The organism is Paludibacterium paludis, from assembly GCF_018802605.1.
GTDB lineage: Bacteria > Pseudomonadota > Gammaproteobacteria > Burkholderiales > Chromobacteriaceae > Paludibacterium > Paludibacterium paludis.
In genome coordinates this window covers 1,755,199-1,776,890 of sequence record NZ_CP069161.1, presented here as the reverse complement: position 1 = coordinate 1,776,890, position 21,692 = coordinate 1,755,199, and the positions used below count along the sequence as shown (strand labels likewise).

Here is a 21,692-nt window from a genome sequence, read left to right as displayed (position 1 = left end):
ATCACTCCCCATCATGAAAAGCGCGTCGCTGCGCGGCGTTCAAACCGTCGGGAATTCGCAGTTCATCGTCGTCGAACCGGCCCTGCTGAGCGCCGGTGTGACACGCCTGACAATTGGCCGCGCTCTTCACACTGGGCATGCGCCAGACGGAATCCGGGATGCCCCGATGCTTTCGCATGAACCAACCTGTCCGGGTAATGCGGTTGTCCGCTGGCGGCGACAGGGCATATTTCCCCCGTCCCGCGTTGTCGCGCAGCCAGCCTGCGATCAGTTTGACGCTGGCCGGATCCAGCGAGGCGTCGGTGCCATAGTGCCGCCCCAGCCCATCCATCAGCCGCTGCCATGCGGCGCCGGGCAGCAACCCCGGCGGATAGGCGATGTGGCAGCTGGCGCATTCCTCGACATAGACGCGGGGAACCGTTCCCGGCATCGCCCGGTGTCCGCCGGCCAACACGACTCCCGCGCAGGCCGCCAGCCCGAGACACGCCACCAGGCGCAAAACCATCCGATTCATGACCGACTCCTTTTAACGGCGCAGACTGACCAGAAACGCGGTCACATCGGCTTTTTCCAATGCCGAGCACTCCCGCCCGAGCACATCGTTGCAATTGCGGCGCAACCATTTGTCGACTTTGGCCTGATCCGTCAGGGCCTGCGGATTGAAGGCCGGCGCCAGCGGCGGCAGTGTTTTTCCGGTATTGGCGTGCTTACCCGGAATGGTTGGCGACTCCCCGTGGCACGAGGCGCAGGACCACTGCGCGCCATGCTTTTTCGTGAAAAACAGTTGTCCGCGCGCCGCCTGCCCCGGGCTTCCCGCGAGCCGGTTCCAACGCTGCAGCTGCGCGGCCGGGCTGGTATCCGCGGCGGAGGCCATACCGGCGCACACCATCCCCATGATCCCCGCACAAAGAAAGACTGATCGCATCGCACACTCCTTGCTGTTCGACATGGACACAGTGTGCGGCCGCGCGACTGAAAGCCGTCTGAAGCGGGTGTTCAGCCCGCGTTCAGACTCGCCACCCTAAAATGGCAGCCGTATCCGACACGGGAACCACCATGCGATTCGTCAATTGGCCGCAATGGCTCATCGTTTTCACCCTGGTTTTGCCTGGCCTCGCCCGGGCGGACAACGAACAGGACATGGCGCGCAATGCCCTGCGCGCCGGTGAGGTATTGCCGCTTGAACAAGTTCTCAAAAAGGTGCGCGGCGAATTTTCCGGCGAGGTTCTGGAAGTCGAGCTGGAGCGCAAGGGGCCATACTGGGTCTACGAGATAAAGTTGCTGCAGGACAATGGACAGTTAAGGAAACTGAGGTACAACGCCAGAACCGCCACCTTGCTGAACGCCCGCTCACCCGATGACGAGCGACGCCGTCATGGAGAACGAAGCCAGAGAAGACACGGATCATGAAACTCTTGCTTGTTGAAGACGAACCGACATTGCGACAGCAGCTCTACGACGGGCTGCTCCTGGCCGGTTATGTCGTGGATCCGGCCGGCAACGGCGTGGATGCATGCTTTCTTGGCGAAACGGAAGACTACGATGCGGTTGTCCTGGATCTGGGATTGCCCGGTCTGGATGGCATCTCGGTTCTCAAAAAATGGCGCTCTTGCCGCCGGAACATGCCCGTCCTGATCCTGACCGCCAGGGACAGCTGGCACGAGAAGGTCGAGGGCATCGACGCCGGGGCGGACGATTACCTGACCAAACCGTTCCATATGGAAGAGTTACTGGCCCGGGTGCGCGCCCTGATCCGCCGGGCCCACGGCCTGGCCTCTCCCCTGCTCGAATGCCGAGGTCTGTGCCTGGACACCCGCAGCGGCAAAGTCACGGCTCATGGCCGTCCCATCGCTCTGACCAGCCATGAGTACATGGTGCTGGACTACCTGATGCATCGACCGAACACCATTGTCTCGCGCGCGGAGCTGACCGAGCACATCTACGCCCAGGACTTCGACCGCGACTCCAACACCATCGAAGTCTTCATCGGCCGGCTGCGCAAGAAACTGCCGCCGGACACCATCGAGACCGTACGCGGCCTCGGTTACCGGTTGCGCGAGGCGTAGCCGTGCGACGCAGGACAAACTTGCGCGACAGCCTCCGATGGCGACTGCTGATCGCTACCGCCGTCACCGTCTGCCTGGCGCTGACCCTGACCGGATGGTCATTGCACCGGCTGTTTCACGATCATGTCACCCGGCAGTTCGCCCAAACGCTGGAAGCGCAGCTGGACCAATTGACCGCCCGCCTCGACTTTGACGAGCGCGGCATGCCGATAATCAGCGCGGGGCAACTGAGCGACCCGCGCTGGGTGCGACCGTTTTCCGGTTTGTACTGGCAAGTGGATCGGGTGCCGGCCAACCGGCCGGCCCATCCTGGCGAACTGCGCTCGCGTTCGCTCTGGGATCTCACCCTCACCCTGCCTGATGATGCGCTCGCCGATGGCCAGATCCACCGGCATGAAATTCCGGGACCGGCCGGACAACGGCTGATGGCGCTGGAGCGCACCGTGCACGGCGAGGACACGACACAGGAAGGATGGCGCCTGACCGTGGCCGGCGACATGGGCCCGACCGAGGCGGCCATCGCGGATTTCTCCGGATTGCTCGCCCTGTCGTTGGGTATTCTGTTCGTGCTGCTGATGGCGGCCGCCATGGTACAGGTTCATGTCGGCCTCGCGCCGATGCGCGATCTGCGCCGCGCGCTGCGGCGCATTGAACAGGGCAAGGCGCGGCGTCTGGAGGGGCGGTTCGCGCTGGAGGTCCGGCCATTGGCCGAGGATTTCAATCATGTGCTGGCGCGCAACGCCGACCTGGTGGAGCGGGCCCGCACGCAGGCGGGCAACCTCGCCCACGCGATCAAGACACCGCTGGCCATCCTGCGCCAGGCCGCGGAAGTTCCCGGGGAGTCGTCCGATGGAACACGGCCGTTGGCCGATCTGGTGAAAGAGCAGGTCGACCTGGCGGGCAGGCAAGTGAACTGGCACCTGGCAAGAGCCCGGGCCGCCGCGGCCGCCGCAGTGCCCGGGCACGCCACCGATACCGGAAAAGTCATCGCCTCTCTGGTGCATGCCATGCGACTGGTTCATGCGGAACACCGGCTGACGATCCGGTGTGACATGCCGCCCGACGCAGCCCTGTTCGCCGGTGAAGAGCAGGATCTGCAGGAAATGCTCGGCAACCTGCTCGACAACGCCTGCAAATGGGCGCGGACATGCGTCACGGTCGGGGCCATGGCTCGAGATAACACTCTCGCCATCGTCATTGAGGACGACGGTCCCGGGATTCCCCCCGAAGCCGTCGACACGGCGATGCGACGGGGAATGCGGCTGGACGAGTCGGTGCCGGGCAGCGGTCTTGGCCTGTCGATCGCCGCGGAACTGGCGGAGCTATACCATGGCGGCCTGACACTCGACGCCTCGGAAATGGGCGGCGTTAGGGCAACCCTTCGGCTGCCGGCCATCCCGCCCGCCCGCGATTGAACCCCGCGAACCATGTGGGGATTAACGAATCCGGACGTTCGGGTTGGCGCTTCAGCCTGCGCGGAGGACATGGTCACCTTGATGCTGGCCGAGTTCGATGCGGAAACCCGCTTTCAAGTCCGGGCCGCGCGCGGAAAAGGGCAGATCAAGGCTGCCATGGCGCTACTCGAAAAAGCGATGGGAACGCATCCGGACAAATAAAAAGCCGCAGCACCGCTGCGGCTCAGGATCGTTCCATATCGTCATACGTTACTGCCACACATTGATTCTTCCCGCCGGTGCTTGACGCCAGGAAACTCCGATCGCGGCAAACCATGCACAGTCGATAGCCAGGCATCTCGGGCTACCCCGCAAGCCGGCGGACACAGCGCCCTGACATCGCCACACCACGGTCGGCATTCCCCTGAAGGCCGGCCACCGGGCTTGCTGGGCTAACGGTTACCCCGAGGACTCTGCTGCTGGAAGGGGCTTCGGCTTGCAGCGCCCCCCGTTTCCGTCGCGATCAGCGATGTGGAGTACGAATTAGCCCCCTCAGTCTTCCTGAGCGCTGGAACCGCCATCACACTGTGACTTCCAACGCTCATCTGTATTGAAAGTAAATTTTCCTACACGTTTTACATCGCTACTCGCTACTGACATACATCGTTCCTTTGTATCCAGCAGCCATTTACAACGATCTTTTGTACCAGATTGAAAAACCATATCTGGAAACTTGCTGCCGACTCACATGGCAATAATGGCTTCACAGAGCCTATCCAGGCTAGCTGACCTTGCGCCGGCCTCGAACGCCAGCGCCAAGCGAGTACCGACCATCAACGCATGTTTTTTAAGCCCGCCATCAAAGCCGTATTCGCGCGCAGCCGTATTGATCACCGCCGAATATCCATCTTGACCTAACGAGTCTTTCAATTCCCCCAAAATGCAATCACCAAGGTTCTTCGGCCACACGGTATGGCGCGCGCCCCACAAGATACCCTCAGGAAACAAGTTGCCATCATCGGCGCCTATCAGGCGCAATAAGGCTCTATTATCTCGCTCATGTTGAACGCGGTGTTCAGGCCTATCAATTCTGTCGCCATCAGCATCAAAGATGACATAGGTCGGAATTTCCAAAGCCTGAGCAATGATCAGTGGACGAATCATCATTGACTTGCTCTGCGTGGCCACCAAATGAATTCCTTTACGTCGGAACTCCTCCATCCGATCTGTCAACGTCAGCCAGGCATGCACATAGGCGATATCTTCGAGCCCCTCAACCAGCACCAGTCGTTGAGTGAAAAACATTTCGCCCAAGGATGGTTGCAAAGCTTGGTGCACCCGGGCAACAGACGCGCTGATCTCTCTGAATGGATCTCCAGTCACTTCCGCGAAGCGCTCGGCCAGCAACGCTTGGGAAGCACATTTAACTGTACTGTAACGCGCTTCATGATCCATTCGAATCATACGCACATGATGGAACTGCTCACCGATCACAAAATAGGGGCTATGGGTAGTGACGATCACTTGTGCGTTACCCTGGCCCAGAGCATACAGAATCGCGGCCAGATGCCTAGCTTGTGGGGGATGTTGGTACAACTCGGGCTCTTCACACCCCAGCAGTAAGGTCGGAGCATCACCTTGATCATTGCCAGCCAACTCTTGCAGAAGCGCCAATAAATACGACCGTTGGAAACCATGTCCGAAACGCGCTAACTCGCCCTCAAAACCAGACTCCCCAGCGATTACATGTGCGAATGGCTCCTCTATCTTAACCGCACGTTGCGGGTCCAAGTGCCACTCCAGCCGGATACTTGCGTCGGGATGCGCCCATTGGCTCAGGCGATCTGTCAATGCTGTCGAGAGTGCAGCCAGAGCGTCTTGCTGCTGTCCCAGCATTTCATCGTATTTATCACGAGCATCCTGTAACAGCGCGTCGACCGATTCCTTGAAATTCACCTGGGTTCTCACCGTCCGTGCCAACAACCGTCCCAGAGCCGTATTTTTACCCTCCAACTGCTCCTGAGAGGCGTCTTTGACAGCCGGAATGTAGATCCACTGAATGTACTTCTGCAGCCGGTTGCTGCCACGGCTAACGCCGTAGAACATATCTTCACTCGGAATGAGCTCGCATTCACCGGGGCGGGCCGCCTCATACTCCCTCAAGACACCAATCATTGCATCCTTGGTGGTTGCTGCGGGTAAATCTGCAAATTGCTCGCGTAGCGTAGCAAAGATGCCCTTCAACTCAGTTACCTTGGCATCGTCACCCAGCGCTTTAAAAAATGGCTTGAAGGCCGCCATGCCGAGACGTTGACCATACTGTTTGACCTGGGCGCGCTCCGATTGGGGATCGTAGGTGGCCACAGCCGAAATCACCAACTGATCATGCCGGACGTACTCTTGCAAATCATCCTGCGCCTCTGCACTCAGCTCAGTAAAAGTAACCTGCACTTCAATGGGCTGTGACGTATCTCGCTTATGAAAATCTTCGGCTGTCAGCGACAACAAATCAGTCGATGCGTTTTCCGTTTCACGAAAGAAAAGATTGAGTGCGCAGAGAATTGTGGATTTGCCTGCGCCATTGGGCCCAACCAGACAGTTGAAGGAATCAAAATCAATTGTGGCTTCAGAAATTGAGCGGAAATTCCGGATCAACAACGATTTGATACGCATGTGTTTGATCTCTGACGGGATGACAATGCCATTGAAATTACTATACAAACAATGAAATTCCTATGACATACATCATGCAACAGCCACCCACAATCGTTTTGTCGCACCAACCCTAATTTCACAGTGCTATTGTGTACTGAGTTGGGCTGACAGATGACATTTATGCAGTGAGCTGAGAGGCCGATCATGCCCGTGCGCAAGATCCCCAAAAACTACCGCAACGTGACCGGCATTGCTGCACACGCCAAAGCCGACGGCCCGGCCATGTTCGAATCGACGCTGGAGCGCGATTTCATCGCCCTGCTGGAATTCGACCCGGCTGTCGAAACTTTCGAAGTTCAGCCGCTGACGCTCGACTGGACGGATTCGGACGGCAAACCGCGCCGCTACACCCCCGACGTTCTCGCTACATTCAATCTGCCGCATGGGCAGAGCAGCAAAACGCTCTACGAGGTCAAATACCGCGACGAACTGCGCAATGACTGGTTACAGCTGCGGCCCAAACTGCGTGCTGCCGTGCATTTCGCCCGTCCCCAAGGATGGCGCTTCAAGATCGTCACCGAGGTAGAGATCCGCACTCCCTATCTCGACAACGCCAAGTTCCTGTTGCCATTCGTCCGACAAGGCCCGGTCGAGGATGCGCACATGGATCTGCTCGATGAGCGACTGCGCCAATTGCGCCGAACTACGCCGTCAGAGCTACTGGAGTCGGCATTCCAAGATCAATGGAATCAGGCACGCCTGCTCCCGTCCCTCTGGTACTTAGTCGGCACCCGCCAAATCGGTACCGACCTTTCGACCAAACTGACGATGAGCAGCCCAATCTGGAGCCTTCGCAAATGAATACGCCGAGTACGATGCTGCAGCTGCAACCAGGGACCGCGGTCATCTATCAAAACCGGCTTCATCGCATTACCCATGTGCTCGATCTGGATGAGGTGCTGCTGATCGATGAGGAAACCGACCAGGTCTGCCATGCCAAGGTATCCGCGTTGGAAGCGGTAGTCGGTAATGCGCAGCCTGCAAACCGTCCCGAGCTGCTGCAAGTGCTCGACAAAGACTGGGAAGAAGCCAAACGGCGCTATGAAATCATCCGCCCATTGCTCGACAAACCGGATCGCAGCCGGCAAGACGTCACCGAGCGCGGTAAGCTGTTCGGCCACCATACGAATACACTCTACGAGTGGATACAGCGATACGACGACAGCCACTTGCTGACCGCCCTACTACCGCGCACTCGCAGCGACAAAGGCGCCACCAAGTTCTTGCCGGAAATCGAAACCATCATTCAGGCAGTCGTGGAAAGCGAATACCTGACCAAGCAGCGCAAGTCGCAACAGAAGGTGTGCGACGAAGTGCGCAAGCGTTGCTTACATGCAGGATTCGAACCTCCGCACGACAACACCATACGCAATCGCCTCAAGCAACTTGCCGGTGAACAGGTGATGACCAAGCGCAAGGGCCGCAAAGCCGCCGACCATGCCTATTCGCCAATCGAAGGCAGCTTCCCAGGCGCCGACTGGCCCTTGGCCGTCGTTCAGATCGATCACACGCCGCTGGACATCATCCTGGTGGACGACATCGACCGGCGCCCAGTTGGCCGTCCGTGGATCACGCTCGCTATCGACGTCTTCAGCCGGATGGTTGTCGGGTTTTACGTGTCGTTCGACCCGCCTGGCGCGCTGTCTACCGGCCAGTGCCTCGCTAACGCCATCCTGCCCAAGGACGCCTGGCTGGCTAAGCACGGCATCAAAGGCGAATGGCCGTGCTGGGGCGTACCCGCGAAGCTGCACATGGACAATGCCAAAGAGTTTCGCGGCAACATGCTGAAGCGCGCCTGCGACGAATATGGCATCGATATCGAATGGCGCCCGGTGGCGCGCCCCCATTTCGGCGGGCACATCGAACGACTTCTTGGCACTTTTGCCAAGGAGATCCATACCTTGCCGGGCACCACCTTTTCGAATGCCCGAGAACGCGGAGACTACGACTCAGTGGGCAAGGCGGCACTGACGCTGACCGAGTTCGAGGAGTGGCTGGTGACGTTCATCGTCAGTGTTTATCACCAGCGCGTGCACTCCAGCCTCAACATGTCGCCGATGGAGAAATACCGCCAAGGCGTCTTCGGTACCAAGGACACGCCGGGCCGCGGACTGCCGGCAAGAATGACCGATGAGAACCGGCTGCGGCTCGACCTGATGCCCTACGAGGAACGCACGGTGCAGGACTACGGCGTGGTGATCGACGAGATCCACTACTATCACGACGTGCTGCGCCGCTGGATCAACGCCCCTGACCCGGTCGCTCCAAAATACAAACGCAAATTCATGTTCCGGCGCGACCCGCGCGACATCAGTACGGTTTGGTTTTACGACCCCGAGGTGAATGTCTACTACCCCATTCCCTACCGAAACACATCGCACCCGCCTATCAGCATTTGGGAAATGCGCGAGGCCAAGCGTCGTGCCGAGGCTGACGGCAGACGTCACATCGAGGAAAGAGAGCTATTTGAGGCCTACGATCGCATGCGTGAGATCGAGCAGACGGCCCAGGCAAAAACCATGTCGACCCGGCGAGCCGCGCAGCGCCGGAAAAATAACCAAGAGGTGCCCCGCCCGCCTGCCGAGCAGGTTGAGCCAAGGACAGCACCAATCCCAATGCCGATACAGACGACGCCGGCCATCCTGCCATTTGATGAAATGGATGACCTGACATGAGCCACTTGAACGAATCGACCCTCAAGTTGCTCGCGCTCAGCGATGCCGAGCGGATCGAGCGTATTCGCGCACCGCGCTGGATCGGCTACCCGCAAGCGAAAGCCATCCTGTCCAAGCTGGAAGATCTGTTGACCTATCCGCAATCGCACCGCATGCCCAACCTGCTGGTAGTCGGCGACACCAACAACGGCAAGACCATGCTGGTACAGCGGTTCTGCACCCAACATCCTGCCGACGACAACCCTGAAGGCGATGGCATCCGCGTACCGGTGCTGTGCATGCAGGCGCCGCCGGTTCCCGATGAAGGGCGCTTCTACAACGCCATCCTTGAGCTGCTGTTTGCGCCCTACAAGCCGAACGATCGAGTAGACAAGAAGCAATTCCAGGTCATCAAGCTGCTGAAATATGTCGGGCTGCGCATGCTGATCATCGATGAGATCCATCATGTTCTGGCTGGAAACCTGAACCGGCAGCGTGCCTTCTTAAACGTACTCAAGTACCTGGGCAATGAGCTACAGGTTCCAATCGTGGCTGTCGGCACCCGCGATGCCTTCCGCGCACTGCAAACCGACCCACAATTGGCAAACCGGTTCGAACCTGCGCTGCTGCCACGCTGGGAATTTGATACCGACTTTCTGCGCCTGTTGGCCAGCTTCGAGCGCATGCTGCCGTTGCGTGAGCCCTCGGCTCTGCACGACACATCCATAGCTACCCAGTTGTTTGCACTCAGCGAAGGATATATTGGTGAGCTGTCCCAACTGCTGACAGCAGCAGCGATCGCCGCGATAGAGAGCGGACGTGAATACATCGACGTGGGCATACTGAAGGCCATTCACTGGGTGTCGCCGTCAGACCGTAAACGGCTTCTCATAACAAACGGCTAAACACATGCTATCCGGTCAGCGTTGGCCAGCTCACCCCCATCCTCTTCCGGACGAGTTGTTATCCTGCTGGTTGGTACGGACGGCCCATGCAAATGGGTTGAAGGTTCAAACCTTCTGCCAACACGAATTCGGCGCACACTACCAAATTTGGAATCGCGATATCGACCGGGGTGCACCCACCTGGTTGTTGAACCTTGTGTCATTGCGAACAGGACAAGACGAAGAACGAGTCTTAGCAACAACACTGCAGACCTTACTTGGCACTGTATTCCGACAGCAGAGTCAATCCGGTCAATTACGCTGGATACTGCCGCTCAATATCTACCACCGAACACGCTTGGGGCACGGTTTGCAGTTCTGCCCGCTCTGCTTGGCCACAGCCAATGAACCGTACTATCACCGCGCTTGGCGCGTCGCCTTCCACACCTTTTGCCCGATCCATGGTGTCATGCTGCTCGATCGCTGCCCGGCTTGCGGCAAGGGCGTCGCATTCCACCGCACCGACCTAGGCCATCCTGATCAAGAGGCGTTTGCCGCGTTGAACATCTGTAGCCATTGCGCATTCGATCTGACGCGAGCCCAGACCGATCCAGTTGACCAATGGAACCGTGAGATCTTCACTTCCTGGCAACATGCACTTGAACTACTATCCTCGCCGATACCTCATGCCCTGCAGCAAATGAGTGATCGGCTCGCAATCCTGCATCATTTTTGCGCGCTGTGCGTGTCTCAACGCTTGGCACTCAAGCTGCATCCGTACCTTTGCGCGCAAACCGGCCATCCCCTGCCAGAACTAACGACTGGCATGCCGACTTTCGAGCAACGTCCAATTAGCGAAAGGCACCACATCATTGGTTTGGCATGGTGGCTAATCCACCACTGGCCACATCGACTGAAAGCCGCACACCGTGACAAGGCAGTCCGTTACAACGTCCTTTTCAAGGACTTCGACGATTGTCCAGACTGGTACATCGAGTCCATTCGCACCATGACAAACACAACATGTAGTTGAAAACAAAATTTACTTGCAACATATGGATGTTTGTCTATAGTGAATCGTGCGCTTTTGCACAGACACTGGAGCATTTCCATGGCAAAAAACACTGGAGAGAATTACCGTAACGGATCCGTAATTAATCGAAGTCAGGTACAGAATCCGCAGAATGGCAACTGGACCAAACGAGATGATGAAAGCGGTCGCTTCATCAGCCAAAAGAAGGATGGAGATCCCTACAAGGGCGTGGCGAAGGAACCCGATCGCCGTCGCTAAAATGATACTGCGGTAAAGGCTGCGTTAGGCTGATCTGCGTAAGCATCGGCCTTCAGCCAATATTGCGCATGGAGATGCGACAGCTAAGACTGTCAGAGCCAACACCCGGTGAACACTTAAATCAGGAAAACTCAAGGAAACAAAAATATTTCCAGATACCAAGCAATCACTCATAAACGACAAATAGTTTATTACATTTCATACACATAATTTGCAGCCCTTTTTTCCCCCAAACATTAGCCTGACAAGAACTACAAAAATACTTTACTTTTCTTTTCTTCAAGACAACATCAGCATTTTCATTCAAATGAAAATCAGTAAAGTACTTCCCGATAGGAGCAAAGAGCTTATCTCCTAACATATCCTCGATGTCCAACACACCACTCACGGAACTTCTACTTACCTTGCCCCCATTAAAACCTCTATCAATCCATGAAAGACAAAACCCATCTTTGACTAGCTCTACACAAGCCAAAAGAAATTTTCCACCCGAAGCAGGATAGTCAGCCATTTTTTGGCCTGTCTTCTTCCCTCCAGGTTGACCAGTAGAACTTGGAACAAGCCCGACCTCTTCCATCTTATGAGCCCATTCTGCATTATGATACCCTGCGCGACTTGGGGCACCAAAATGATGCTGCCAGAGATGGCACTGCTCATGCACGATCGTCTGGAGCAATTGAATCAAAGATCTATTTGCAAAATAAGCTGAATTTAGTGCAATTTCGCTAACACTTTTGCCACTTAAGTGTCGCCACCGTTCGGCTGAGAAATAGCCCGCCGAATGCCTCTCTCTATGTAAAGTGAACATCATTTCTGGCAAGGCGCCATCGAAAAGCTTGTGATTGAAATGATCTGCCACATGCATCAATTGCGCATATAAATCAGCAGTGGGGTTGACGTTATCATGTCTCATTATTAAAATGTATCGTACGAAACAATAACAGTCAACCGCAGGGAGAACACATGGACTTCCTCCCCCAAGGGGAACCTTACGACACCCCGTTTGCAGGCGCCGTCACCAGGACCAAGTCTCGCCCCCCCCCCCCTTCGCGCTCGTATAAATTTGTAGACCTATTCGCAGGACTCGGTGGATTTCATGTTGGACTGGAGAACACAGGGCATCAATGCGTCTTTTCTTGCGAGCTAGATGACGGCCTAAGGGATTTATATCACAAAAATTTTGGATTACTTCCTGAAGGCGACATAAGAAATGTTGACGAGAAAAAAATTCCAGCCCATGAAATTTTATGCGCTGGATTCCCTTGCCAACCATTTTCACTTGCAGGAAAAAAGAAAGGCGCCGCCTGTCCAGAATCCGGAAAATTGATCGATGATGTGTTTCGCATTATCAGACACCATAATCCAAAATATGTTTTACTGGAGAATGTGCCGAATGTACTCACCATTGCAAATGGAAGCTTTTGGCAATATATTAAAGATAATTTCAAAAACCTTGGATATGAAGTTCAATATAAAATATATTCTCCAACCCAATTCGGCCTTCCTCAGCAACGCCTCCGCTTATTTGTTGTCGCATCCAGAACTGGGCTAGAAGATTTCTCTTGGCCAGCCCCAAAAATTGATCGAATAAAACCAATATATGAATTAATAAACTCAGAAACAAAAGATGCCCGGCCCATCGAACCAGGAAAGCTCCGTGCATTGGAGAAATGGAATGAAACTATCCGTAGGCTAGAAAATTTTTCAAGCTTGACAATTATCGCATCGGAATTCGGTGCAACCTACCCTTTAGAAGGCCTGCCAAACGAGGACTGGAACATACATGCAGGCGCTTTTGGTACTCCTCTCTCAAATTACCTTACCAGAGAAGATGCGATTCAAGCGCTCCCGCATTACGCATCCAAGAATGAAAATGGAGCGGCACCAAAGTGGATGCACTCCTCAATAAAATATTCACGCTCCATTTATGAAAAACATAAAGATTTTTTTGATATATGGAAGCAGGAATTAAAAGAATTTCCAAACAGTTGGCAAAAATTTGAATGGCGTGGAGACAGAAAAATTCCAGACATTTGGCAGCACACTATTCAATTTAGAGCATCAGGCATTCGTGTAATGAAACCAGAAATGGCCCCTTCACTTATTGCCATGACCACAACGCAAATTCCAATAGTTGGAAGACATAAAAGATATTTAGAGGCAAGAGAAGCAGCAACACTTCAAGCATTAGATGGGTTGAAATTTCTTCCATCGATTCGCGCCAGAGCTTTCAAAGCTCTTGGCAATGCAGTTAATGCTCATATAGTTGAAGAAATAGCAAAAAGACTGCTTTAAAGGCACCACATTATCATCAAGAAAATAAGGGCTAAAAAATGTTCTCGGTAAACATATCGCCTGACATGTCCATGTATCTTCTTTTAAAAAACCAAGGCTATGAACCTGCTTACGCCTTGGCAGAGTTCATTGACAATGCCATTCATGCATATCAAATAGAATCAGCACAGAATCCAAATCCTGAAAATGAACTTAAAATTCACGTTAAAATTTATTCAGAACAATACATAAACGACAAGCTAAAAAATTCCATAATCATAAGTGATAATGGCCCGGGGATTCAAAAAGCAAAACTTGAGGCCGCACTAAAGCCCGCAAAGCAGCCGCAAAACAAGGGGCTTAGCGAATTCGGCATAGGGATGAAAGCTGCTGCGGTTTGGTTCGCTGATAACTGGACTCTAGAAACAAAACCGCTCTCTGAGTCTAACAAGTTAACAACAGATTTCAATCTAGAGAATTTGCTTAACAGCGGAAGCAGCAAAATACAAGTTCAAGAGCAAGCTAGCATAGAAAAGAATTACACAAAAATTTCTCTAAAGAATATTAGAAAACCTATTGATCCAAAAAAATATCAAGAGATCAAGAAGGACATTACTGAAATCTATCAAAGATTTATATCAAGAGAACGCATAAGCATATATTTCAGTTACGATGAAAAAGAAGAAAAGTTAATTTTCGAAAACAACAACGAAGTGCTAGTCACCCCTGTTTATGAAACCATAAAGGGACAGCTTTATGCTATTGGCGCCCCAAAAACATGGAGCGTCCCTATTGAATTTGTCATGAATGGCCACTTAGTAACTGGCGACATAATGCTACTCAAGGAAGGTAGCTATGTAACAAACCCTGGGCTTGTATTATTCAGAAATGGTCGAGTAATTCATGGCACCACAAGAACTCCATACATCCCAAACAAACTATTCAAAACGGGAAATAAATATGGACGCCAACGCATTTATGGCGAGTTATTTTTAGATGGGCAACCCATAAGTTATACGAAAGATAAGTTTGAGTTCAACGAAGAACACTTCTTTGCTCAGATCGAGGCCACTCCAGGAATGCACGATCTGCAGAAACAAGCACAAGCATACCGAACAAAAGAAACACCTAAAGTTGTAGCCACGAGAGAAGAAGCGGAAAAAGAGCAGAACATTAAACCACCGCACACTAAACCCAAACCTACTGCACCTCACAATCCTACAACACCACAAGGAGGAACAGCTCAGCCCACTTCTCCGGCCACAAACCAAGGCCAGAACAATAGCGATCAGCCTCCTCCATCGGCCCCAACAATTCAGTCTTTTTTGAAAAGTTTAGGGGAACAGACCAATTATATTGGACTAAAAGATATTATCGATGAGTCCGTGCGACTTTATACTTCCGCAAGATACATCGGGACAGCACTCTGCTTGAGGATAATTTTAGAGCAAGGAATTCTTAACAGGATAAAAGACAAACATCCTAATGAGTACCAAAACTACTCGGCAGATGGAATACATACCATATTCACCAAACTCAAAAATGAAGTTGGTCAACTAGGGCCAAAGACCCCCACAATCAATAAAATTTTTCACTACAGCAAGGATCAGAAGGTTGTCCAAGCAATCAAAGCAAATGGTGTCGCTAAAATATTTGACAGCATCATTTTATTAAACAGCATCTCTCACGGAAATTACAAACCTAACAAACAAGAAATTGATACACTAGTTGCTAATACACAGCCTTTACTCGAGTGGGCCTATTGCAAAAACTAACAATTCTCCATTCCAACTAACACATTTCACACTGAGAGCATTGGCAAGAAAAAATTCTTCCAATGCTCTTTCTCATCCGAAAAACAAATAATCCAATTTCCCCTAGAAACACCCATACAACTTATGCATTTAAATCTTTGATATTACAGCTTGAACACAAGCATCTACTGAAGGCCAAGTATGTTTAAGCGTTATCAAACAGATATTTCCCGGTAATGGCTTTGTGTTTTCCCAACGACCATCTTGTTTAGCCAGCATACGAAGTAATAGATAAAGCTGCTCATCACTAAGCTTGCCCCCACTCGGCAAAGACACCATAGCAAGCTTGAACGACTCTCCTTCACGCCACTGAAACTCGATCAAATTGCATTCATGTCCTTCTCTCACAATATCAGCAACGATAACAGCGCGTCTTTGCTGCGTCCCAGAATGAAAGTAAGCCCACTGCCACGTGCGCTTTGGTTTTGTCAGTGGAATGTAAGCAATGGCATCAGTTCTGGGACGAATCCTTGCCTGGCACCCAGGCAATCCATCCAGATGCCTCACCATCGCCTCGAAGTTTGCAAAGCTTGCCGGCAAAGCCTCTTGGCGCACATGCTTAACTTCGGCTGACGTTGGGGTCACGACGTCATTAGAGTAATTACCATCTCCCGTACCTAGCACATCCGTCGGGAGTGCAAGAGGCCGAACACTTCCTGCATTGAAATAGTGGCAAATGTCTTTCTCTGGTTTCTCTAACTCCATGTTTGCCAGCGCGCCAAATCGCTCCTCCGGCAGATCAATTACAGCCGACTGGACCTCCTTGGAGGCATCCTCATCGCTCTGCAATTCACCATCGGTAACATCCTTTCCCGATTGCTGCTTGCGAGGGTAAGCAGGTGCTTTCAATTCGTCCGGCTGATCATGACCTTCTTCCGGCCGCAGGTTGCTGTTATCTCGATCACAGGTGATTGCACTGAATGGAAATGGCCCCGTGCAGTACTCCACGGCAAAGACAATGAAACGCCAGCGCTCCTCATCCGGAGCCTTCATCGACTTCATGCGCACCCGTAAGTTAGTCTTCCCTGAGAAAGGAAACGCAGCTTCTGGATACAAGCGGGACTTGCCCTGCACCGCTTGCTTGATCATCGAGTCATGCACCAGGGCGGTACCCTTGAACGCTTCAGGGCTAAACAAGATGCGGCCAATAACATAGGCATCCGCATCGGCAAATTCCTTGCGCAGCTTGAGTCTGCCGCGTCTCTCCTGCTCGAAATAACCACACTCCGCCGGATTCACGATCGAGCCCAGCTCATGTCGAAAATCGCCGGCGAAAATGGCTTTGGCGAGATCGGTTGACGTTGCATAGTAAAAACGAATGATCTCAGCTGCCGGGATGATGATGCCGTAGGGGTCGCCCTGCCATTCGATCGCCAGGCAGTTTGCCGCAAGCCCAACGCCGATCTGGTGGTACTTCTTGCGAATGAGGGACTGCCCTTCCACCAGAGCATCGGATTTCAGCAAACGAACCGTTTCGGGTGAGATGACGAGATTGTCGAAGGTCTTGGTCTTGCCGGCGATTTCAACAAGACAGTGGCGGTTTTGCCAGAGGGAACCGATCGTTACGAGAGGGAGCTGGCCGACGCCGATGCTAATCGAGCGTCGTTCTTCATGATTGACCGCGCTGGTAGCAGCATAGTCGGTAGCGCCAGCAACCACCGGGCTGATGATGAGTTGGATTTTCGGTTCAGAAGGAATCTGAGGATTGCGCTCTACACCACCAAACCAGTCCACCCTCCAGATTCGGCCATCATCCGGAAACTCTCTGATCTTCGGTATAGCCCTCCGCATATCCGCCCCTTTCAGTAGCGATTAGCGATGTAGAGTACAAATTAGCGTTGTTCAGTCGCCATGAGCGTTGGAATCGTCATCACACCCCGGCGCCATGCGCCTGCTGGTCGGCGTGATAGCTGGAGCGCACCATGGCGCCGACGGCGGCGTGCTTGAACCCCATTTCCCGGGCCTTCTCCTCGAACATGCGGAAGGTATCGGGATGCACATAGCGCAGCACCGGCAGGTGTCCGCCGGACGGTTGCAGATACTGCCCGATCGTCAGCATGTCGACACCATGGGCACGCAGATCGCGCATCACCTCGAGGATTTCCTCGTCGGTCTCCCCAAGTCCGACCATCAGACCGGATTTGGTGAGCACATCGGGGTTGCGCGCCTTGTAGTCACGGAGCAGATCCAGCGAATGCTGGTAATCGGCGCCGGGGCGGGCCTGCTTGTAAAGACGCGGCACGGTTTCCAGATTGTGGTTCATCACATCGGGGCGGGTTTCGCTGAGGATATCGATGGCGACATCCAGACGACCGCGGAAATCCGGGACCAGCACTTCGATCTGGGTCCCCGGCGACAATTCGCGCACCTTGCCGATGCATTCGGCGAAGTGACCCGCGCCGCCGTCGCGCAAATCGTCGCGATCCACCGAGGTCACCACCACATAGCGCAAGCGCATGGCGGCCACGGTTTGGCCAAGATGGGTCGGTTCTTGCGGGTCCAGCGGATTGGGGCGGCCATGACCGACATCGCAGAATGGGCAGCGCCGGGTGCAGATATCGCCCATGATCATGAACGTCGCGGTGCCCTTGCTGAAGCATTCCCCGATATTCGGACAGGTCGCTTCTTCGCACACGGTGTGAAGTTTCTGCTCGCGCAGGATCGCTTTGATTTCGTTAAAGCGCGTGCCGGTGGGCAACTTGGCGCGGATCCATTCCGGCTTTTTGAGTTTTTCTTCAAGGGGCACGATCTTGATCGGAATCCGCGCCGTCTTGGCCGCGCCCTTGTGCTTCACGCCGGCCTGGTTATCTGTTTTCATGCGCTTGCCTTCTCCATTGTCACGGTCAGATGGCGCTCCAGGTGCGGCAGCAGCCTGGCGGCGACCTCGTCGACCGTTGTATCGATCCCCAGATCTTTCAACTGGGTCACCTTGAGGCCAGCATAACCGCAAGGATTGATCCAGGTAAACGGTGTCAGATCCATGTCCACATTGAGCGACAGCCCATGGTACACGGCGCCGTTGCGGATCCGCAGCCCCAGCGACGCGATCTTCGCGCCGTCCACGTACACCCCGGGCGCGTCGACGTCGCCATTGGCGCGGATACCGTACTCGGCCACCGTGTCCACCAGTGCCTGCTCGATGCGGCGCACCAGCTCGCGCACCCCGATCTGCATGCGCTTGAAGTCGATCATCAGATACGCCACCAGTTGTCCGGGGCCATGGTAGGTGACCTGTCCCCCCCGGTCGGTGCGCACGAGGGGAATGGACGTCGGGCACAGCAGATGCTCTTCCTTGCCGCCCAGCCCCAGCGTGAAGACGGGAGGGTGTTCGACCAGCCAGATTTCATCCGGGGTCCGCTCGTCGCGCCCGTCGGTGAACGCCTGCATGGCCCGCCAGGTGGGTTCGTAGTCGACCAGTCCCAAATGCTTGATCAGCCGGCTCACGTCAGAGCACCACCTTGACCATCGGGTGTCCCGTCAGAGCAAGATAGATCGCGTCCAGCTGCTCGCGCGACACGGCGTTAACGGTCACGGTCAGGGACTGGTAGCGGCCGCTGCTGCTGTCACGGCTGTCGACATCATGCTCCATCAGATCCGGCGCGTGCATGCGCACGACCTCGATGATGGTCAGTGTAAAGGCTTCATGTTTTTCGCCCATGATCTTGAGCGGAAAACGGCAGGGGAACTCGAGCAGTTCCGTGCGTGCTTCAGTCATTGCCTGGATTCCTTGCAATAGCGGTTCGCGTTACTTGAACAGCAGGCGGATCGCATCCCACAAACGGCGGAAGAAACCACCCTCTTCGACCGTCTCGAGCGCCACGACCGGACGCTCTTCGATCACCTTGCCGTCCAGCGTCACCGTCAGTTTGCCGACGGCTTGTCCGGCCTTGACCGGCGCGATCAGCGGCTGCTTGATATCGATCGTCGATTTGATCTTGGCCGCATCGCCCTTGCCGACCGTCGCGAAAATATCGGAGGTGAAGCCGACATTCAGCGATCCCTTGGCGCCCTTGTAAAGACCGAGCGTCGATACCGGCTTGTTCGCGGTATAGAGTTTGGGCGTTTCGAAGAACTGCAAGGCGTAGTTGATCAGTTTCGAGCTTTCCGCCGCGCGCGCCTCGGGGCTCGCGGTGCCGACCACCACGGACAGCACGCGACGACCGTCGCGGTGCGCGGAGGTGATCAGATTAAAACCGGCCCCGTCGGTATGACCGGTTTTCATGCCGTCGACGTTGGGGTCGCGGTACAACAGCAGATTGCGGTTCGGCTGGCTGATGTTGTTATACGTGAAGGACTTCATCGAGTAGATCGGATAGAACTCGGGGAAGTCGCGGATGATCGATGCCGACAGGATGGCCAGATCGTGCACGGTGGTGTAATGCTCGGGATCCGGCAGGCCGGTGGCGTTGCGGAACTGGGTGTTCTTCATCCCCAGACGCCGTGCCTCGGCGTTCATCATCTGGGCGAAGACTTCCTCGCTGCCGGCGATCGCTTCGGCGAGCGTCACGCAGGCGTCATTGCCGGACTGCACGATCATGCCCTTGATCAGGTCATCGACACGCGCCGGCACCTTGGGATCGAGGAACATCTTGGAGCCTTCGATCTTCCAGCCCTTGGTGGACACGGTCAGGGTCTGCTCCAGCGTCAGGCGCTTTTCGTGCAACGCCTTGAAGGTCAGGTAAGCCGTCATCAGCTTGGTCAGCGATGCCGGTTCGATGCGGTTGTCGGCATCTTTCTGCGCGATCACCTGGCCGCTATAGAAGTCGGTCAGGTAGTAGGCCTTGCCGGCGATTTCGGGAACCGGGGGCACGAAAGCGGCGTGAGACAAAACGGGCAGCGCCAGGGTGGCGGCCAGAAAAATTCGGGAGAGTGTTTTCATCGGAATCAGACTTGCGGAAGGCGTCACAAACAATGACGACGATTATACACAACTCGCCAGCCCTGTTCCCATGGAATGTGACATCGAGGTTCCGCATTCTTGCTGCTATGCAGCACAACACTTTCCGGAGCCGTCGCCTTGCTGATACTCTGTCATAAAAACAGCAAACATATGGACAAAGGCGAAATCATGCGAGAACAGAACGACTATCTGGAACGGATACTGACTTCACGCGTCTACGACGTGGCCATCGAAACCCCGCTGGAACTGGCCCCCAATCTCTCGCGCAGAATCGGCAACACCCTGCTGCTCAAGCGCGAAGATCTGCAACCGGTGTTCTCTTTCAAGTTGCGCGGCGCCTATAACAAGATGTCGCGCCTGAGTCCGGAGGAACTGGCCCGCGGCGTGGTCACCGCGTCGGCCGGCAATCATGCCCAGGGCGTCGCCCTTGCGGCGAGCCGGCTCAACTGCGCGGCGCACATCGTCATGCCGGTGACGACCCCCGCGATCAAGATCGACGCGGTCACCCGCCTCGGCGGGCGAGTCGTGCTGACCGGCGACTCCTACTCCGACGCCTACCGGCACGCCGTCACCCTGACCGGGGAGCTTGGCGCCACCTACATCCCCCCTTTCGACGACCCGGACGTGATCGCGGGCCAGGGCACCATCGGCATGGAAATCCTGCGCCAGCACGCCGGGCCGATTCATGCGGTGTTCGTGGCGATCGGCGGCGGAGGGCTCGCCGCCGGCGTCGCCGCATACATCAAGCGGCTCAAACCGGAAATCCGCATCATCGGCGTGCAGCCTGTCGACTCGGACGCGATGCGCCAATCGATCGAACGGGGCGAACGTGTGGAACTCAAGGATGTCGGTCTGTTCGCCGACGGGGTGGCCGTCAAGCTGGTCGGCGCCGAAACCTTCCGTCTGTGCCGCGAATTGCTCGATGAAATCATCCTGGTCGACACCGATGCGATCTGCGCCGCCATCAAGGACATTTTCGAGGACACCCGCTCCATCTCCGAACCGGCTGGAGCGCTTGCCGTGGCCGGCGCCAAGGCCTACGCGGAGCGCGAAGGACTGCGTGGCGAGACACTGGTCGCCGTCAATTGCGGCGCCAACATGAATTTCGACCGTTTGCGCCATGTGTCGGAGCGTTCGGAACTGGGTGAACGCCGCGAAGCGGTGATCGCCGTCACGATTCCCGAACGCCCGGGCAGCTTCAAGGCCTTTTGCGCGGCTATCGGCTCGCGCAGCATTACCGAATTCAACTACCGCTACGCCGATCCGGAGACGGCGCATGTCTTCGTCGGCGTGCAGATCGCGTCGAAGGACGATGTCGGCAAACTGCTTTCCGATCTTGGGAACCACCATCTTGACGGCATCGACCTGACCGACAACGAACTGGCCAAGCTGCATATTCGCCACCTGGTGGGCGGTCATGCCCCGCAATTGCGACACGAACGCGTGCTGCACTTCGAATTTCCGGAGCGGCCCGGCGCGTTGATGCGGTTTCTCGAGTCCATGCGCACCGACTGGAACATCAGCCTGTTTCATTACCGGAATCATGGCGCCGACTATGGCCGGGTGCTGATCGGCATCCAGGTCCCCCCCGAGGATGCGGAAAGCTTCGCCGGTTTTCTGGAGTCGCTGGGCTATCCATGGATTGATGAGACCGAGAACCCGGCGTATAAACTCTTTCTGGGAAAGACAACTCGCTGATG

At 55.1% G+C, this 21,692-nt stretch carries 21 protein-coding genes; 12 read left to right on the top strand and 9 right to left on the bottom strand.

Features of this window, described 5'->3' with window-relative positions; all coding sequences use genetic code 11:
- Position 1 precedes the first annotated feature (1 nt).
- Together JNO50_RS08045 and JNO50_RS08040 are read right to left on the bottom strand one after the other, a co-directional pair.
- Positions 2-514 carry a diheme cytochrome c gene (locus JNO50_RS08045; RefSeq protein WP_215796530.1) on the bottom strand — a complete coding sequence of 171 codons (513 nt, stop codon included), beginning with the start codon at positions 512-514 and terminating at the stop codon, positions 2-4.
- A gap of 12 nt (positions 515-526) precedes the next feature.
- Positions 527-925 carry a DUF1924 domain-containing protein gene (locus JNO50_RS08040; RefSeq protein ID WP_215796529.1) on the bottom strand — a complete coding sequence of 133 codons (399 nt, stop codon included), beginning with the start codon at positions 923-925 and terminating at the stop codon, positions 527-529.
- A 131-nt stretch (positions 926-1,056) separates the two neighbouring features.
- Here JNO50_RS08040 and JNO50_RS08035 point away from each other — a divergent pair, with 131 nt between their 5' ends.
- The 4 genes from JNO50_RS08035 (at position 1,057) to JNO50_RS19130 (ending at position 3,682) form a co-directional block, all read left to right on the top strand.
- A complete protein-coding gene (locus tag JNO50_RS08035) occupies positions 1,057-1,410 on the top strand; it encodes a PepSY domain-containing protein (RefSeq protein WP_189534550.1) in 354 nt (117 codons plus the stop codon).
- Entirely contained in the window at positions 1,407-2,066 is a 660-nt protein-coding gene (locus tag JNO50_RS08030) for a response regulator transcription factor (protein ID WP_189534552.1), read from the top strand. The genes JNO50_RS08035 and JNO50_RS08030 overlap by 4 nt, the downstream gene beginning before the upstream one ends.
- Before the next feature lie 20 nt (positions 2,067-2,086).
- Positions 2,087-3,481, top strand: coding sequence for a sensor histidine kinase (locus JNO50_RS08025; RefSeq protein WP_215796528.1), 1,395 nt, complete (start codon positions 2,087-2,089; stop codon positions 3,479-3,481).
- Between the two features lie 69 nt (positions 3,482-3,550).
- Complete coding sequence (locus JNO50_RS19130) at positions 3,551-3,682, top strand: hypothetical protein (RefSeq protein WP_268248178.1); 132 nt, start codon at positions 3,551-3,553, stop codon at positions 3,680-3,682.
- Between the two features lie 522 nt (positions 3,683-4,204).
- On the opposite strand, the gene JNO50_RS08020 is transcribed toward JNO50_RS19130, so the two are convergent.
- Positions 4,205-6,133 (bottom strand): ATP-dependent nuclease, encoded by a 1,929-nt coding sequence (locus JNO50_RS08020; RefSeq protein ID WP_189534555.1) that lies wholly within the window; start codon positions 6,131-6,133, stop codon positions 4,205-4,207.
- A gap of 186 nt (positions 6,134-6,319) precedes the next feature.
- Between JNO50_RS08020 and JNO50_RS08015 the strand changes: the two genes are divergently transcribed.
- The 5 genes from JNO50_RS08015 to JNO50_RS07995 all read left to right on the top strand — a co-directional run bounded on the left by JNO50_RS08015 (position 6,320) and on the right by JNO50_RS07995 (position 11,004).
- Positions 6,320-6,976, top strand: coding sequence for a TnsA endonuclease N-terminal domain-containing protein (locus JNO50_RS08015; protein WP_189534557.1), 657 nt, complete (start codon positions 6,320-6,322; stop codon positions 6,974-6,976).
- Positions 6,973-8,850 (top strand): Mu transposase C-terminal domain-containing protein, encoded by a 1,878-nt coding sequence (locus JNO50_RS08010; protein WP_189534559.1) that lies wholly within the window; start codon positions 6,973-6,975, stop codon positions 8,848-8,850. Before JNO50_RS08015 ends, JNO50_RS08010 begins: the two co-directional genes overlap by 4 nt.
- A complete protein-coding gene (locus JNO50_RS08005; RefSeq protein WP_189534560.1) occupies positions 8,847-9,734 on the top strand; it encodes a TniB family NTP-binding protein in 888 nt (295 codons plus the stop codon). Before JNO50_RS08010 ends, JNO50_RS08005 begins: the two co-directional genes overlap by 4 nt.
- A 4-nt stretch (positions 9,735-9,738) precedes the next feature.
- Positions 9,739-10,746: a TniQ family protein gene (locus JNO50_RS08000; protein ID WP_189534562.1), complete on the top strand. Its 1,008-nt coding sequence runs from the start codon at positions 9,739-9,741 to the stop codon at positions 10,744-10,746.
- A 78-nt stretch (positions 10,747-10,824) separates the two neighbouring features.
- Positions 10,825-11,004, top strand: coding sequence for a hypothetical protein (locus JNO50_RS07995; protein WP_189534564.1), 180 nt, complete (start codon positions 10,825-10,827; stop codon positions 11,002-11,004).
- A gap of 166 nt (positions 11,005-11,170) precedes the next feature.
- On the opposite strand, the gene JNO50_RS07990 is transcribed toward JNO50_RS07995, so the two are convergent.
- Positions 11,171-11,917, bottom strand: coding sequence for a SprT-like domain-containing protein (locus tag JNO50_RS07990; protein ID WP_189534566.1), 747 nt, complete (start codon positions 11,915-11,917; stop codon positions 11,171-11,173).
- A 50-nt stretch (positions 11,918-11,967) separates the two neighbouring features.
- Between JNO50_RS07990 and JNO50_RS07985 the strand changes: the two genes are divergently transcribed.
- On the top strand, positions 11,968-13,299 hold the full coding sequence (locus JNO50_RS07985; RefSeq protein ID WP_189534568.1) for a DNA cytosine methyltransferase: 1,332 nt from the start codon (positions 11,968-11,970) through the stop codon (positions 13,297-13,299).
- A gap of 71 nt (positions 13,300-13,370) precedes the next feature.
- Positions 13,371-15,053 (top strand): ATP-binding protein, encoded by a 1,683-nt coding sequence (locus tag JNO50_RS07980; protein WP_189534570.1) that lies wholly within the window; start codon positions 13,371-13,373, stop codon positions 15,051-15,053.
- A gap of 129 nt (positions 15,054-15,182) precedes the next feature.
- Here the strand turns inward: JNO50_RS07980 and JNO50_RS07975 are convergent, their stop codons facing one another.
- The 5 genes from JNO50_RS07975 to JNO50_RS07955 all read right to left on the bottom strand — a co-directional run bounded on the left by JNO50_RS07975 (position 15,183) and on the right by JNO50_RS07955 (position 19,971).
- Positions 15,183-16,826 (bottom strand): hypothetical protein, encoded by a 1,644-nt coding sequence (locus tag JNO50_RS07975; RefSeq protein WP_189534572.1) that lies wholly within the window; start codon positions 16,824-16,826, stop codon positions 15,183-15,185.
- 136 nt (positions 16,827-16,962) lie between these two features.
- A complete protein-coding gene (gene lipA / locus JNO50_RS07970; protein WP_189534574.1) occupies positions 16,963-17,910 on the bottom strand; it encodes a lipoyl synthase in 948 nt (315 codons plus the stop codon).
- Positions 17,907-18,536, bottom strand: coding sequence for a lipoyl(octanoyl) transferase LipB (lipB, locus tag JNO50_RS07965; protein WP_189534576.1), 630 nt, complete (start codon positions 18,534-18,536; stop codon positions 17,907-17,909). Before lipB ends, lipA begins: the two co-directional genes overlap by 4 nt.
- Position 18,537: 1 nt before the next feature.
- On the bottom strand, positions 18,538-18,807 hold the full coding sequence (locus tag JNO50_RS07960; RefSeq protein WP_189534578.1) for an HP0495 family protein: 270 nt from the start codon (positions 18,805-18,807) through the stop codon (positions 18,538-18,540).
- A gap of 30 nt (positions 18,808-18,837) precedes the next feature.
- On the bottom strand, positions 18,838-19,971 hold the full coding sequence (locus JNO50_RS07955) for a D-alanyl-D-alanine carboxypeptidase family protein (protein ID WP_189534580.1): 1,134 nt from the start codon (positions 19,969-19,971) through the stop codon (positions 18,838-18,840).
- A gap of 189 nt (positions 19,972-20,160) precedes the next feature.
- Here JNO50_RS07955 and ilvA point away from each other — a divergent pair, with 189 nt between their 5' ends.
- Positions 20,161-21,690 (top strand): threonine ammonia-lyase, biosynthetic, encoded by a 1,530-nt coding sequence (ilvA, locus tag JNO50_RS07950; protein ID WP_189534582.1) that lies wholly within the window; start codon positions 20,161-20,163, stop codon positions 21,688-21,690.
- Positions 21,691-21,692 lie beyond the last annotated feature (2 nt).

What these genes read in the sequence shown, in the direction of transcription:
- JNO50_RS08045 (WP_215796530.1), bottom strand. Translation starts at nt 514, where the DNA reads ATGAATCGGATGGTTTTGCGCCTGGTGGCGTGTCTCGGGCTGGCGGCC.
- JNO50_RS08040 (WP_215796529.1), bottom strand. Translation starts at nt 925, where the DNA reads ATGCGATCAGTCTTTCTTTGTGCGGGGATCATGGGGATGGTGTGCGCC.
- JNO50_RS08035 (WP_189534550.1), top strand. Translation starts at nt 1,057, where the DNA reads ATGCGATTCGTCAATTGGCCGCAATGGCTCATCGTTTTCACCCTGGTT.
- JNO50_RS08030 (WP_189534552.1), top strand. Translation starts at nt 1,407, where the DNA reads ATGAAACTCTTGCTTGTTGAAGACGAACCGACATTGCGACAGCAGCTC.
- JNO50_RS19130 (WP_268248178.1), top strand. Translation starts at nt 3,551, where the DNA reads ATGGTCACCTTGATGCTGGCCGAGTTCGATGCGGAAACCCGCTTTCAA.
- JNO50_RS08020 (WP_189534555.1), bottom strand. Translation starts at nt 6,133, where the DNA reads ATGCGTATCAAATCGTTGTTGATCCGGAATTTCCGCTCAATTTCTGAA.
- JNO50_RS08015 (WP_189534557.1), top strand. Translation starts at nt 6,320, where the DNA reads ATGCCCGTGCGCAAGATCCCCAAAAACTACCGCAACGTGACCGGCATT.
- JNO50_RS08010 (WP_189534559.1), top strand. Translation starts at nt 6,973, where the DNA reads ATGAATACGCCGAGTACGATGCTGCAGCTGCAACCAGGGACCGCGGTC.
- JNO50_RS08005 (WP_189534560.1), top strand. Translation starts at nt 8,847, where the DNA reads ATGAGCCACTTGAACGAATCGACCCTCAAGTTGCTCGCGCTCAGCGAT.
- JNO50_RS08000 (WP_189534562.1), top strand. Translation starts at nt 9,739, where the DNA reads ATGCTATCCGGTCAGCGTTGGCCAGCTCACCCCCATCCTCTTCCGGAC.
- JNO50_RS07995 (WP_189534564.1), top strand. Translation starts at nt 10,825, where the DNA reads ATGGCAAAAAACACTGGAGAGAATTACCGTAACGGATCCGTAATTAAT.
- JNO50_RS07990 (WP_189534566.1), bottom strand. Translation starts at nt 11,917, where the DNA reads ATGAGACATGATAACGTCAACCCCACTGCTGATTTATATGCGCAATTG.
- JNO50_RS07985 (WP_189534568.1), top strand. Translation starts at nt 11,968, where the DNA reads ATGGACTTCCTCCCCCAAGGGGAACCTTACGACACCCCGTTTGCAGGC.
- JNO50_RS07980 (WP_189534570.1), top strand. Translation starts at nt 13,371, where the DNA reads ATGTATCTTCTTTTAAAAAACCAAGGCTATGAACCTGCTTACGCCTTG.
- lipA (WP_189534574.1), bottom strand. Translation starts at nt 17,910, where the DNA reads ATGAAAACAGATAACCAGGCCGGCGTGAAGCACAAGGGCGCGGCCAAG.
- JNO50_RS07960 (WP_189534578.1), bottom strand. Translation starts at nt 18,807, where the DNA reads ATGACTGAAGCACGCACGGAACTGCTCGAGTTCCCCTGCCGTTTTCCG.
- JNO50_RS07955 (WP_189534580.1), bottom strand. Translation starts at nt 19,971, where the DNA reads ATGAAAACACTCTCCCGAATTTTTCTGGCCGCCACCCTGGCGCTGCCC.
- ilvA (WP_189534582.1), top strand. Translation starts at nt 20,161, where the DNA reads ATGCGAGAACAGAACGACTATCTGGAACGGATACTGACTTCACGCGTC.